The organism is Prevotella heparinolytica (genome assembly GCF_002998535.1).
GTDB classification, from domain to species: Bacteria; Bacteroidota; Bacteroidia; order Bacteroidales; family Bacteroidaceae; genus Bacteroides; species Bacteroides heparinolyticus.
The window spans coordinates 1,860,872-1,874,482 of sequence record NZ_CP027234.1; the positions used below are offsets into that span (position 1 = coordinate 1,860,872).

Consider the following 13,611-nt stretch of genomic DNA (forward strand, 5'->3'; position numbering starts at 1 on the left):
AAATTTATGTAAATCCCTACGGGTCAATTTTTAATCCAGCCCGGATACTTGAACGTACAGTTATTCTTCCAACTATCCTTAATGCGGACATAAGTATGCTTCTGCTTCTCGCGAATCCACTTATCCAATACTTGGCTGCGATGTTTCTCAAGTACTATTTCCTTCAGGTTCTGATAGTCGTCGGCAATCGTTGCTTTATGTCCTGCCGTACGGCTCTTCAACTTCACGATCACGCACTCTTCTTTTCCCGTCTTTTGCGGAATCATGGTGAATGCCTCGGAAATTTCACCCACCTTCATCTTGTCTACCACTTTGGCTATTTCAGGAGGAAGTTCCTGCATCTCAAACTTGGATGTATTCGAGTTGGGATTGGGCAGCAGACCGTGGTTATTACGCGTATCCTTGTCCTGCGAAAGCACGGCGGCAGCCTCCTCGAACGAGAACTTGCCATTACGGATGTCGTCGGCAATGGAGTCCAAACGTACACATCCGGCTGTCAAAGCCGCTTCCGGAATATGAGGTTTCAAAAGAAGATGACGCACTTTGATGCGGTCGCCACGTTTTTCCATCAGCTGAATGATATGGAAACCATATTCCGACTCCACTATTTTGGAAACCTTGTTCGGATCTTGCAGGTTGAAAGCCACATTGGCAAAAGCCGGGTCTAAATATCCGCGTCCGGTAAACGGCATTTCGCCGCCATTGATTGCCGACGCGCGATCGTCAGAATAGAGACGGGCCAGCATGGAGAAGCTTTCGCCTTTATTGATGCGCTCGGTGTATTCCCGCAAACGTCTTTTTACATCTTCAATCTCTTCCAAAGGAATTTTGGGCTGCTGGGTAATAATCTGCACTTCCACCTGAGTCGGGATATAAGGAATACTGTCCTGCGGCAAATCCTTAAAATAACGGCGTACCTCGGCCGGAGTCACCTTTACTTCTCCGACTAATTTCTGCTGCATCTTCTGTACTTTCAACCCTTCGCGTGCATTCTCGCGCAATGTTTCACGAATCTGGCTGGAGGTCTTATTGAAGTATTCTTCCATTTTCTCGCGCGAGCCGATATTGGCGATGTACATATTCGTCATATAGTCCACACGTTGCACAACTTCATTTTCGGAAACCTCGATACTATCAAGTGCCGCCTGATGGAGGTATAGCTTTTGCACGGCTATCTCTTCGGGTATCACACAGTAAGGGTCACGATCGAATTTTCGTCCTTCATACAGTGCACTCATGCGCGCCTCCTCCACTTCGGACTTCAAGATGGCCTCGTCGCCTACCACCCATACCACCTCATCAATCACGTTGTCTTGCCCGTAAACGGTAGGACCAAACCATAGTGTCAAGGCTAATAAAACTACAAACTTAAAGTTCATACACTTTTTCATTCTTGGTATCTTATTCTAAATAATATTTAATCTTGTCTTTTTTCACTGCACTCTGATACAGGTCGTCTTTCACCTTTTTCATAAAATCCACTTGCTTCATATTCAGCAGCATGTCTTTCACCTGAGCATGTGCAAACTCATAGGGTGCCTGCTCACCTGCCGAGCGAAGATCGCTCACATTAAGAAAATAATAAAAAGCCGTATCTTTCAATTCAATTTGCCGATGTTCGCCGAGATAGCCTTCCAGATTGGCTACTTTCAACGGCATCATAGCCAGAATATCCGACGCCGGCACCCATTTGTCATAAAAGTATTCATACTTCACGGCATTTTGCAAGCTATATTTTTCCAGCTTCTCCACAGCTTCGCGCGCCTCCGTCCTATACCAGCGGCGGACATTGGACAACTGCGGAGCCGACAAAGGAACTTTAATGAACAAACCTTTGATCAACGGGCGTTCCACCTTAAAAAGAGCCTGATTCTTCTCGTAATAGTCTGTCAAGTCCTGCTCGGAAATCTCATCCGAGAGCTGTTGATGTATTAAAGCCTGCTGGTAGGTATGTACTATCAAAGCCTTACGATAGTTCTCCACAAGTTTCTCTATTTCACCATTATTGGGAATATTATCCATTGCTTTATCATACAGCAACACATCTTCCGCCCAATTACGTACATAATGTTCGGCAAATAACAAACTGTCGTCTTTTGACAAACCTACGGGCTGCACCGATTGCAAATCTTCCTTATAGAGAAAATAACCATCCAGCTCCACCAAAGGTGTTCGCCCTTCATGATCGTGCCGGTCATTGCATGACATGCAGAGGAAGAGAATCAAAAGTCCAAAGCCGGTTGTTCGCATCGCCAACTGATATTTACTCATTTTAAAGTACGAAGATAATGTTTTAATCGGTTGCATCAGTGATTATTAACGGTTTTTAAAACCTCTTGTTCAAATTCAACCTTAGCAGCAGAACGCAACTTTGCGGTCCAAAGTGCTTCCAGATGATTTTGATAGGCCATGGTTACGGATTCATGTACTTCCTCCCAACTATCCGGTCCTTTTTGCTTCTTGCCGAGCACTATTGTAAAAGGGTATGACAAAACCGGAGCCATTTCTCTCTTTCCAAAAACCAACTGATCCACATACCCATTATCGCCGGGAGCATATGTTCCTTGCTCTGCCTGTATCTGCTGCTTCCCTTCGACATTAAAAGTCAACCGAATGGCATCTTTCCATTCGGTTTCAGGCAGTTTCTTCAGGAGCTTCCTCGCTTGCTTGGCCACCCGTTTGGTGGCACAATGCAACACCATCCCTTTATAACGTGCCTCCCCCCAATGAAAATCCGAACGGTGCGTTTCAAAATATCCCTTTAATTCCGCTTCATTCCCCACTTTCTCTTCCCCGATTTCACGATGAATAATTTCGGCAAGCAATACACTGTCGCAATGCTCTTGCAGCAGCATCCTGAACTCCGGGTGTTTCCGCTCCAAACGACTGTTCTCATAATCCAGCACGGTCTTCATGACAAACTCCTCTAACTGTTTGCGTACCCCGGCCGGATGCGCAGCTGCGAAACGGGAAAAGCCCTCTCCGGTGTACGATTTTCCATCCAACATAAAGAGTGTCCGACGCGTACTGCCTGCCGACAGAAGTTCGTCTATGCCGGCTTTGTCGGGCGTATAGCGATACTCCTTCTTCAGTTTCTCCACAAAAGTTCGGATAATCTTATTCTCTCCATGCCGAAAGGTTTGACGATGGATGACTTCATCCTTCACTTCATCAAACTCCTTTCGTTCAAGAACTTTCGCAATGTGAATGCCCTGCGGAGTGAAGAACGGACGGGAGAACTCTCCTACCTTCAAGCCAAACACAACGTCTTCAAACTCTATCGGCATTTGCGTCCGACTAACCCAGAAAGAGCTTTTGTCATCAGAAAAAAGATTGACACAAACATCGAAATCCGTTGCCGCATTCGCTTTCTCCAACTGCCTGAAGACAGAATCCATTTTGTGTTCTACCTCCCGCATCGCATGGCCGGAAATATTTTGAGGAAGGTATTTAAAAACATGCTTCACCAGCACTTGCCCTGCGCGATGCCCGGATTTCATCTTATCGTAAAAGTCACGTGCCTCCTTACCGGCAGTTTCCATATCCGTCAGGTAAGCCCTGACCAACCGGTTACGATAACGTTCTCGTTCTTTCAGAAAAACGGTGGCCGTATCCAATCCCGCAGCTTTGGCCGCAGCAACTTTCAACTTAAAGCTCACAAAGGAATCGACATACTCATTCAGTTCTTTTCGCCCTACACCTGCATTCATGCCTTTTTTATCACAGAAACGCTCGAACTCGGAACGAAAAACCTCCTTTCCGTCAATACGCATGAGCACCGGGTCGTTTTGAGCCGAAACAGCCAAAACGAATCCCCAAAGCACAGATATCAAAGCCAATCTAACCATCATCCACTCTTCTTTAAGACCCGCAAACTTACGGAAAATCTTTGGAATAACCACGATAAGAAAATGCAATGTTTTCAAAAGATATGAGCCGCCATTCATCTTCCGGCGATATTCCTCCTCCGCGGACGGAACGGCCGAGCCCTCGGTGCCCCCGGTTTCGGGGGAACTCTTGAGGAGGGGGTATGCTATACTATACTATGCTATACTATGCTATGCTATGTGTACCAAATGTTACATTTTAAGCCTTAAATGTTACATTTATGCCGCTTAGTTTTTCGGCATGATGTTCCATAAGGACATTGCTTTGTCAATAATTAACACAAAGACATCTCAAAGAGCCTCCCCTTTCGAGAGATACCTGTAGGCAGGATTCGGTGGAGATATATTTCCACCATGCTGCATCTATATTCCGAGCGCACTGCATCTATATTTCCCGTAAAGAACATCTATACAGCAAGCGCCGGCAGACGTACATTCTTATAAAAAGTAAACAATTTTCCACCTTTCGCAAATTCAAGGTTGAAAACGTATGATGCATCTTTCATCTATTTTTTTCGTTCCGTTTCGTGTTGCCCGAAAGAATTATTAAAAAAAATCCGATTAATAATTTGCTATTCCCAAAAGAATATATACTTTTGCAGTGTACTATTTTACTAATACACAAAAAACTCGCAATCATTTAAATATATGCTACAAGTAGAAAACATTTCATTCAGTTATCGTCGAGGCAAGAAAGATGTGCTGGACGATTTTTCCCTCTCATTGGAGAAAGGCAGGGTTTATGGATTACTGGGCAAGAACGGAGCCGGCAAGTCCACCTTGCTCTATCTGATGAGCGGTTTGCTCACCCCCAAGCATGGGAAAGTGATATATCACGATGTCGACGTACGCCGCCGGTTGCCCATCACGTTGCGGGACATGTTTCTGGTGCCCGAAGAGTTTGAGCTTCCGGCCATCTCCCTTGTCAGCTATGTGGAGCTGAACAGCCCGTTCTATCCGCGTTTCAGCAAAGAAGACATGATGAGGTATCTGCATTTTTTCGAGATGGAGCAGGACATCAATCTGGGGGCACTCTCCATGGGTCAGAAGAAAAAAGTGTTCATGAGCTTTGCCTTGGCCACCAACACTTCGTTGCTGCTGATGGACGAACCCACCAATGGACTTGATATCCCCGGCAAGAGTCAGTTTCGCAAGTTCATTGCTTCCGGAATGTCGGACGACAAGACGATTGTCGTTTCTACCCATCAAGTGAGGGATATCGACAAGATTCTGGACCACGTGCTCATCATGGACAACAAGCATGTGATGCTCGACGCGTCCACGACCGATATTTGCCGCAAGCTTCTCTTTGTGGAAAGTGACAACCGGGAATTGGCGCAAAAAGCATTGTATGCACTGCCTTCCGTGCAAGGCAATTACCTGATGCTGCCCAATGCGGATGGTGAGGAATCGGAGATAAACCTCGAGCTGTTGTTTGGAGCGGTGCTCTCCTCTCCCGGCAAAATAGCAGATATGTTTCACTCTAACAAATAAGAATGATGATACGTGATACCTTTTTTAGTATGCCCCGTTTTGTGAACCTGTGCCGCAAGGATATGGTGGAAAACTGGAAAGCCAATGTGCTGCGCATGGTGTTGATGTACGGCATGATTGCGATAATCTTTATATGGAACGGATATATTGAATATACCGATCGCAATTGGGAAGGAGTGACTAATGACCCGGCATGGCCTTTTCACGCGATAACATTTATCTGGTGCATTGTCCTCATGGGCTGCCTGAGCGCATCGTTCATCATGGAACGAATGAAGACAAAGACCGGCCGTACAGCCATGCTGCTGACACCGGCCACGATGTTCGAGAAATTCCTCTCGCGCTGGCTGGTTTTTACGTTCGGCTTCCTCATCGTTTTCTTGGTGTCCTTCAAACTGGCAGACTGGACCCGCGTGCTGTATTTTACGGTAAAATACCCCGAAGTGAGCCAGATAGCTCCCATGCCGCTTTCCGTCTATCTCGTAGGCCCGGCAGAACATTGGACAGCTTTCAATAATTGTGACAAATTTATGTTTGGCGTAAGTTTCTATTTCCTCTTGCAATCCTGCTTCGTACTGGGCAGCTCCATTTGGGCCAAGAATGCTTTCCTCAAGACGTTTGCCGCCGGAGTTGTCATCGTCATAGTCTACTTGCTGATTGGCGCAGGGTTAGTAAAAGTGCTATTCCCCGATAATTATATGGAAAATAAGTTTCTCACGGACGAGCAAGCCGCCTTCTGGGGAGCCATCTTATGTTCGCTCGCCGCCCTTTTCAACTGGGTGCTTGCCTATTTCCGTTTCAAAGAGTCAGAAATCATTAACCGTTGGTGATAAAGTATGAATTTCAAAGAAAGTAAGGCCATCTACCTGCAAATAGCAGACCGCATCTGCGACGAGATACTCCTCGGACAGTATCGGGAGGAAGAGCGCATTCCTTCGGTGCGTGAGTATGCGGCTGTGGTGGAGGTCAACGCCAATACCGTGATGCGCTCGTACGACTACTTGCAGACGCAAGGCATCATCCATATCAAGCGGGGCATCGGTTACTTCGTGACAGCCGGTGCGCGCGAACTGATTCATTTCCTACGGAAAGAATCCTTCCTGACAGAAGAAGCCGATTACTTCTTCAAGCAAATATACATGCTCGGCGTGACCGAAGAAGAACTCATGGCCATGTATCGGGCATATGGTAAGAAACAGAATAAATAAAGACAGATAATGAAACGAACAAGTTATATCATATTGGGAGTGCTGCTCGGCGGACTGTTGCTGATGAGCGGCACGATATTCTACATGTCAAAGCATGGACTGAACAGGGACGACTATGAACTATATTTCACCGAGGCACCCAAAACTTTTCCACTTCCGGAATGCAAAGTATTGAAACTGCTTGCTCCGCGTGCGGACCGCAACCGAAACGGCGATGCAGAAAGAATCAAAGAGGCATCTTTCATAGAAATCCCTTTAGAGATATGTCCTACCGACTCGTCTGCTTCGGGCAGCATCTCTTTCGCCGCCGACTTAGAGCCCTTTGTTTCCATAACATCCGCCGAAGACACAGTGACCGTGTCGTTTGCCTTTCCATTGAAGAAATTAGACAAAAAGTTCGCTCGCACATTTTGGTTGAGCGTGAACTCCAAAACCGGCATGACCCTGTCAGTCCCCCCCGGCGTACAGAGCATCGTATCTAACATGTACGACCAGAAGAGCACGATCAGAGGCTTTGAGCGCGACAGTCTGAGTCTTTCTTTCAGGCATATTTATGGTCCGGTCGTGATAGAGAACAGCCATTTCCGCTCCTTACATATCCAAAGCGGAAACAACTGGCATTTCAAAAGCGGCTCGGCAGAGAAAATGCATCTGAACTTGGATTACATCGGTAATTGGACAGTAAATACGGATTCCTTCCACATTGATACGGAGTACCTGAGCGGTAGCCGTAGCGCATACTGCACATTGCAGAAAAACGAGTGCAGGCAAATGCTATGGACGCCATTGGCCAAAGAAGCAGCTTTGAATGTAAAACTGGAGTCCGGAGGCAAAATAGAACTGACAGACAAACCGAAGCCTACGGAATAACGGAACTCAACCCGAAACTTTCATACAGCCTCGAAACAGCCACGTAGATGACAGGAAAAGAAAAAGCCGTTCAGTTTTTGAACGGCTTTTTGGTTGCGGAGGCCTGACTCGAACAGACGACCTTTGGGTTATGAGCCCAACGAGCTACCACTGCTCCACTCCGCGATGTTGTTGTTTTGTGGGTGCAAAGGTACGGCTTTATTTTTAATCTGCAAATAAAATGCATATTATTTTTCTATTGCTTGTGAGATATGCGGAAATGTTTTACTTTTGCTCAAATATTAAAGCAATGTGCAATTAATTTATGACCGTATCGAAAACAAAAGCTAAATTGGTGGATGTTGCCCGTCAGTTATTTGCAAAGATGGGTGTCGAGAATACCACGATGAACGATATTGCCCTCGCCTCTAAAAAGGGAAGAAGAACACTTTACACCTATTTTAAAAGTAAGGAAGATATTTACATGGCTGTTGTCGAGACGGAATTGGATATCCTTTCGGATATGATGAAGCGTGTGGCAGAGAAAGATATCTCGCCCGATGAAAAGATGATGGAAATGATATACACCCGTCTGGATGCAGTGAAAGAGGTAGTGTTTCGCAACGGAACACTCCGTGCCAACTTCTTCAGAGATATATGGAGGGTGGAAAAGGTGCGAAAGCGATTTGATGCAAAAGAGATACAACTTTTCGAAGACGTGCTCCGCGAAGGAGTGGAAAAGGGAGTGTTTCAGATCGATGACATCGAAATGACTGCCGCCATCGTACATTATAGCGTGAAAGGGATAGAAGTACCTTATATTCGCGGTCAGATAGCTCCCGATATGGACGATGAGGTTCGTGGGACTTACGTAAGCCGTATGGTGCTCAGTGCATTGGGAAAGAAAGAAATACATTCATAAACAGTTTAAAGAATATGAGATTATTAGAAGGAAAAACAGCCATTGTGACCGGTGCCGCTCGTGGCATTGGCAAGGCCATCGCTTTGAAGTTTGCTCAAGAAGGAGCTAATGTTGCGTTCACCGACTTGGTGATTGACGAAAATGCCGAAGCTACGGCAAAGGAACTGGAAACCTTGGGTGTAAAAGCCAAAGCTTACGCTTCGAATGCTGCAAGCTTTGAAGACACGGCCAATGTTGTGGCGGATATTCAGAAAGACTTCGGGCGCATCGATATTTTGGTAAATAATGCCGGCATCACGCGCGACGGCCTGATGATGCGCATGAGCGAACAACAATGGGACATGGTCATCAACGTAAACCTCAAATCGGCATTCAACTTCATCCATGCCTGCACGCCGGTCATGATGCGCCAGAAAGCCGGCAGCATCATCAACATGGCCTCTGTGGTAGGTGTTCACGGCAACGCAGGCCAGGCCAACTATGCCGCTTCCAAAGCCGGTATGATTGCCTTGGCCAAGTCAGTGGCACAAGAATTAGGGTCGCGCGGTATCCGCGCCAATGCCATTGCTCCGGGATTCATCATGACAGCCATGACCGATGCCTTGTCCGATGAGGTAAAGGCCGAATGGGCCAAGAAGATTCCTTTGCGTCGCGGCGGTACGCCCGAAGACGTGGCCAACGTGGCTACTTTCCTTGCCTCCGATATGTCATCCTACGTATCAGGCCAGGTCATTCAGATAGATGGTGGAATGAATATGTAAAGAGCGTTGCTATGACTGTCGTATACGAAGACAATCATATCATTATAGTCAACAAAACCGCTTCCGAGATAGTTCAGGGAGACAAAACGGGCGATACGCCGCTTTCAGAGACCGTGAAACAGTATTTGAAGGAGAAATATCAGAAACCCGGCAATGTCTTTATCGGTGTCACTCACCGACTGGACCGCCCCGTGAGCGGTCTTGTTGTTTTTGCCAAGACCGGTAAAGCGCTTTCCCGTCTGAATGAAATGTTCAAGAACAGCGAAGTAAAGAAGACCTACTGGGCCGTGGTGAAAAACCGCCCTCCACAGGAGGAAGGGGAATTGGTGCACTATATGATACGCAACGAGAAACAGAACAAGAGTTATGCGTACGACCGTGAGAAGCCGGGCAGCAAGAAAGCCATCCTGCACTACCGACTTATCGGGCACTCACAGAACTATTATCTGTTGGAAATAGACCTGAAGACGGGACGGCATCATCAAATCCGTTGCCAGCTGGCAAAGATGGGATGCCCCATCAAGGGCGACTTGAAATACGGCTCCCCTCGTTCCAATCCGGACGGAAGCATTTGCCTGCACGCACGGAATATCCGCTTTGTGCATCCGGTATCCAAGGAGTTGATAGAGGTAGAGGCGCCTGTTCCGTCTGACAGTTTATGGAAAGGATTTAACAGTATAATCTAAATAACCAAATGATAATGAAGAAACTTATTGTTTTATCGGGACTGCTCCTTTGGGCAGGGTCGGCAGTCCGGGCACAAGAGAAAGTAACTGAGTACAAAGTACGTCCTGCCGTTGCGCTACGCACTCCCATTCAAGGAGACAGCATCAACTTCAAAGGAGAAAAGTTTACGACTGCCAACCTTTTGAAGACGAAAATCAGCCTTGGATTTGAAGGATATCCCTATGAGAGGATTTCGGCCGATACGGCAGGATACGTGTCTGTTAAGAAAGCAGATAAAGACAATCTTGTCTATCTGTTTTCCACCAACCTGCGTGCAGAGCGTTTCATGCGAGGTATGCTGAATGTTTATGCTCCCGTACGCTTTGAAGTGTTTGTGAACGGCGAGTCCAAGCAGATGAAAGATACGGCGGAAGACAGCCTGTCGCAGGTTCGTCCTTCGGTTGTCAGCTTGCGCATGGAGCCGGAGACGGATTATGAGGTTGTCATCAAGCTGTTTTCCGCCGCCGATGACAAGATGCCGCCGATGCTGAAGTGCGAGTTTGAAAAAGAGAAAGAGTTTGCGGATGTGGGTTGCCTGATGGCGCCCGACTTGAAAAGGCGCCTTTCGTTGTTCAATACCAACTTCGGTTCCCGTGTGAGTTGGGTTTCCCTTTCGCCGAACGGCAAATACCTGCTGACCTGCTATTCGGATAATTATGGCGTGAAGCGTTCCAAAACCCGTTGCGAGCTGACCGAGGTGAAGACCGGGCGGGTGATATTGCCCAGCGCCAACGAGCGTATGCGTTGGATGCCACGAAGCAATAAGCTTTATTATACGGTTGTGGGTAAAGAGCAGAATGACTTGGTGGTGTTCGACCCCGCCACCATGCGCGAGGAAGTCTTGTTGAAGAACGTTCCCGAAGAGTACTTCACTTGGTCGCCTACGGAAGACTGCCTCATTTATACGCTGACGGATGAAGGCGAAAAGGTCGCCGGGCCGTTGAAGCGACTGTTGCATCCGGACGACCGCATACCCGATTCGCGCAACCGCTATTATCTCATGAAGTACGATTTGTCGACGGGACTTTCCGAACGCCTCACTTATGGCAGCCACAACGTCTATCTGAACGATATTTCTCCTGACGGGAAGAAGCTGCTGTGCAGTACATCCAAATCGAACATCACCGAGTGTCCGTTCTCGCTTTCTTCTTTGTTCGAGATAGAATTGTCCACTTTGAAGACCGATACTTTGGTGGGCTGGGACGCTTATATAGGGGGGGCTTCTTATTCTCCCGACGGCAAGAAGCTGCTGCTGACCGGCGGGCCGGATGCCCTCGGAGGCATCGGACGCAATTGTGACCCTCATCCCATTGCCAACAGCTTCGACACACAAGCATTCATCTTGGACTTGACAACGCAGAAGTTAGACCCTATCACACGAGACTTCAACCCGACAGTAACTCCCTTGCAGTGGAACCGTGTGGACGGTTGCATTTATTTCAATACCACCGACGGAGACTGCCGGAACATCTATCGCTATTCTTTGAAGACCCACCGGTTCGAAAAACTGCCACTTGAGGAAGATGTGATTTACAATTTCTCACTGGCCGAAGACAATCCTTCGGTTGCCGCCTATGTGGGAGGAGGAAACACCGGCACGGGAGCGGCTTACATGTATGATGCCAAAAAGCAGACCTCCGCTTTGCTTGCCAATCCCATGAGCCCCATCTTGGAGAAGATAGAATTGGGCAAGATGGAAGAGTGGGACTTTACGGCGGCAGACGGCACGACAATCAGGGGCATGATGTGCCTGCCTCCTTCTTTCGACCCGGCAAAGAAATACCCGCTTATCGTTTACTATTACGGCGGAACGCTGCCCTCCACGCGCGGCATCACCTCGCCATACTCCCCCCAACTCTTTGCCTCGCGCGACTATGTGGTCTACGTCCTCCAGCCCAGTGGCACCATCGGCTACGGGCAGGAATTCTCCGCCCGCCATGTCAACGCATGGGGCGAGCGCACGGCCGACGAAATTATCGAAGGCACGAAGAAGTTTTGCGCCGCACATCCGTTTGTCGACGCCAAGCGCATCGGCTGTCTGGGAGCTTCCTACGGCGGATTCATGACGATGTATCTGCAGACCAAGACCGACCTCTTTGCCGCTGCCGCCTCGCATGCCGGCATCAGCAACGTGGCCAGCTATTGGGGCGAAGGCTATTGGGGATATTCGTACAACTCCGTGGCCGCCGCCGAGAGTTATCCGTGGAACAACCCCGACCTCTTCACCAAGCACGGCGCCTTGTTCAATGCCGACAAAATCAAGACTCCGCTCTTGCTGTTGCACGGCACGGCGGACACCAATGTGCCCATCGGCGAGAGCATCCAGATGTACAACGCCCTGAAGATTCTGGGCAAACCGGTAGAGCTCATCACTGTAGACGGCGAGAACCACTTCATCCTCGACTACGACAAGCGCGTGTTGTGGCACAACTCCATCATGGCATGGTTTGCCCGCTGGCTGCAGAACAGCCCGGCGTGGTGGAACGACCTGTATCCCGAAAGGCATTGGTGAGTTAGTGATTCCTAACCCCCATTTATCAGCCTCGCCGTCGCATCCACTAACCGGTATCTGCGGCACACCTCGAGGATGATTTTCTGTGGGATGTCCGTCACCATCGGATGCTTCTGTCCATCTCCGCAAACCACATGTCGGAGGGGCAGTTGCGGATATATGGCGTGCAATATCAAGGCCGAGCGGTCATAGGCCGTGAATGCCTCGCCCGTCATGTCGATGTTTATCAGGCAACTCTTGCGGAATTTCGCCGCACGTATTCTTTTGATAGTTCGATAGGGGGCCATGGTAGTAGTGTTTAACGGTTAGTCGATGAGCGGTTAACGATGGGTGATGAGTGATGAACGGTTAACGATGAGTGATGAGCAGTGAGTGATAAGTGGTGAGCGGTAAGTGATGAGTGCTTTCTGTTTTTCACTCACCACTCACTAATCGCTCACCACTGACAACTAACCACTAACCGCTAACAACCGCTAACCAAGCGGATTCTCTCCTTGGCCGCCCGAGCCGCCGGGAGTACCGCCGCCCGTGCCGCTACCGCCTGTGCCGCCGGGCGTAGGTTCGGGAATCCCTTTCGCTTTGCGGTAGTCGGCCAGCGAGGCATAGTTGATTTTGTTTTCCAGTACGCCGCCGTTCTCATAGCTGATGCCTTGCAGAGTTCTCTCACGCAGTTCTTTGGCGGGGGTGAAGACGATGCGGGGCGATTTTATCATCTGCCCGGCATTGAACTTGTCGATGTCTTCCACGCCCTCACTCTTGAAGGTGAGGCGGAATGTACCCATACCGGGCACGTTCACCGTGTGCCCCTGCTGAAGCTGTTGCGGGATAAAGGCTGCCAGCAGCTCCATGGCCGCCTCCATCTCGATGGGCGCCGTGGTGGTGTTCTCCGTGGCGGCACGGGTCAGGGCTTTCTGCGCCAACGGTTTTGCGCTGTTGGGCGTGGCATACCATTTGGCAGGTTCGCTTTTCTTTTGCGGATTTTTCTTCTGCACTAATTTGTAATTTACACTCATAGTTCGATCTCCTATTTGTTAAATGGTTAATAAAAATATACTACATCCTTTCGGATGACTCTCTTTCTTCGGTTCATACCCCGCGATGACATACGTATGTCGTTGGCGGTGACATACGTATGTCGTGCATGACGAGACACGTATGTCGTGCCTCATGAGATACGTATGTCGTGACCATTGAGATACGTATGTCACGGGCAGGTAGATACGCATACCGCAACCGGGTTTGTATATGTTTC

13 protein-coding genes and 1 tRNA gene are annotated in these 13,611 nt (G+C 48.5%); 8 read left to right on the plus strand and 6 right to left on the minus strand.

The features are described 5' to 3' along the window. Positions 1–23: 23 nt before the first annotated feature. The 3 genes from C3V43_RS07665 to C3V43_RS07675 are packed head-to-tail and all read right to left on the minus strand — an operon-like array spanning position 24 to position 3,848. Positions 24–1,391, minus strand: a complete 1,368-nt coding sequence (locus C3V43_RS07665) for a peptidylprolyl isomerase (RefSeq protein ID WP_106069296.1) — start codon at positions 1,389–1,391, stop codon at positions 24–26. A gap of 10 nt (positions 1,392–1,401) precedes the next feature. Continuing rightward, on the minus strand, positions 1,402–2,250 hold the full coding sequence (locus tag C3V43_RS07670) for a peptidylprolyl isomerase (RefSeq protein WP_106069297.1): 849 nt from the start codon (positions 2,248–2,250) through the stop codon (positions 1,402–1,404). Positions 2,251–2,306: 56 nt separating this feature from the next. Further along, on the minus strand, positions 2,307–3,848 hold the full coding sequence (locus C3V43_RS07675) for a peptidylprolyl isomerase (protein ID WP_106070507.1): 1,542 nt from the start codon (positions 3,846–3,848) through the stop codon (positions 2,307–2,309). A 687-nt stretch (positions 3,849–4,535) separates the two neighbouring features. Here C3V43_RS07675 and C3V43_RS07680 point away from each other — a divergent pair. From C3V43_RS07680 to C3V43_RS07695, 4 genes are read left to right on the plus strand one after another with little or no spacing between them, the layout of a single operon-like run. Further along, on the plus strand, positions 4,536–5,381 hold the full coding sequence (locus C3V43_RS07680; protein ID WP_106069298.1) for an ABC transporter ATP-binding protein: 846 nt from the start codon (positions 4,536–4,538) through the stop codon (positions 5,379–5,381). A 5-nt stretch (positions 5,382–5,386) separates the two neighbouring features. Then, on the plus strand, positions 5,387–6,211 hold the full coding sequence (locus C3V43_RS07685) for a hypothetical protein (protein ID WP_106070508.1): 825 nt from the start codon (positions 5,387–5,389) through the stop codon (positions 6,209–6,211). 6 nt (positions 6,212–6,217) lie between these two features. Then, the gene (locus tag C3V43_RS07690; protein ID WP_106069299.1) at positions 6,218–6,589 is read left to right on the plus strand and encodes a GntR family transcriptional regulator; all 372 of its coding nucleotides are present in this window, start codon (positions 6,218–6,220) and stop codon (positions 6,587–6,589) included. Positions 6,590–6,598: 9 nt separating this feature from the next. After that, on the plus strand, positions 6,599–7,459 hold the full coding sequence (locus C3V43_RS07695) for a hypothetical protein (protein ID WP_106069300.1): 861 nt from the start codon (positions 6,599–6,601) through the stop codon (positions 7,457–7,459). Positions 7,460–7,549: 90 nt separating this feature from the next. On the opposite strand, the gene C3V43_RS07700 is transcribed toward C3V43_RS07695, so the two are convergent. Continuing rightward, positions 7,550–7,624, minus strand: a tRNA-Met gene (locus C3V43_RS07700). A 139-nt stretch (positions 7,625–7,763) separates the two neighbouring features. Between C3V43_RS07700 and C3V43_RS07705 the strand changes: the two genes are divergently transcribed. The 4 genes from C3V43_RS07705 to C3V43_RS07720 are packed head-to-tail and all read left to right on the plus strand — an operon-like array spanning position 7,764 to position 12,359. Continuing rightward, positions 7,764–8,360 carry a TetR/AcrR family transcriptional regulator gene (locus C3V43_RS07705; protein WP_106069301.1) on the plus strand — a complete coding sequence of 199 codons (597 nt, stop codon included), beginning with the start codon at positions 7,764–7,766 and terminating at the stop codon, positions 8,358–8,360. A 14-nt stretch (positions 8,361–8,374) separates the two neighbouring features. After that, complete coding sequence (gene fabG / locus C3V43_RS07710; protein WP_106069302.1) at positions 8,375–9,121, plus strand: 3-oxoacyl-[acyl-carrier-protein] reductase; 747 nt, start codon at positions 8,375–8,377, stop codon at positions 9,119–9,121. Between the two features lie 11 nt (positions 9,122–9,132). Continuing rightward, the gene (locus C3V43_RS07715) at positions 9,133–9,807 is read left to right on the plus strand and encodes an RluA family pseudouridine synthase (protein ID WP_106069303.1); all 675 of its coding nucleotides are present in this window, start codon (positions 9,133–9,135) and stop codon (positions 9,805–9,807) included. 14 nt (positions 9,808–9,821) lie between these two features. Then, a complete protein-coding gene (locus C3V43_RS07720; protein ID WP_106069304.1) occupies positions 9,822–12,359 on the plus strand; it encodes a S9 family peptidase in 2,538 nt (845 codons plus the stop codon). A gap of 11 nt (positions 12,360–12,370) precedes the next feature. On the opposite strand, the gene C3V43_RS07725 is transcribed toward C3V43_RS07720, so the two are convergent. Continuing rightward, on the minus strand, positions 12,371–12,646 hold the full coding sequence (locus tag C3V43_RS07725; protein WP_106041407.1) for a hypothetical protein: 276 nt from the start codon (positions 12,644–12,646) through the stop codon (positions 12,371–12,373). Positions 12,647–12,832: 186 nt separating this feature from the next. Continuing rightward, complete coding sequence (locus C3V43_RS07730) at positions 12,833–13,372, minus strand: HU family DNA-binding protein (RefSeq protein WP_106069305.1); 540 nt, start codon at positions 13,370–13,372, stop codon at positions 12,833–12,835. Positions 13,373–13,611: the final 239 nt, after the last annotated feature.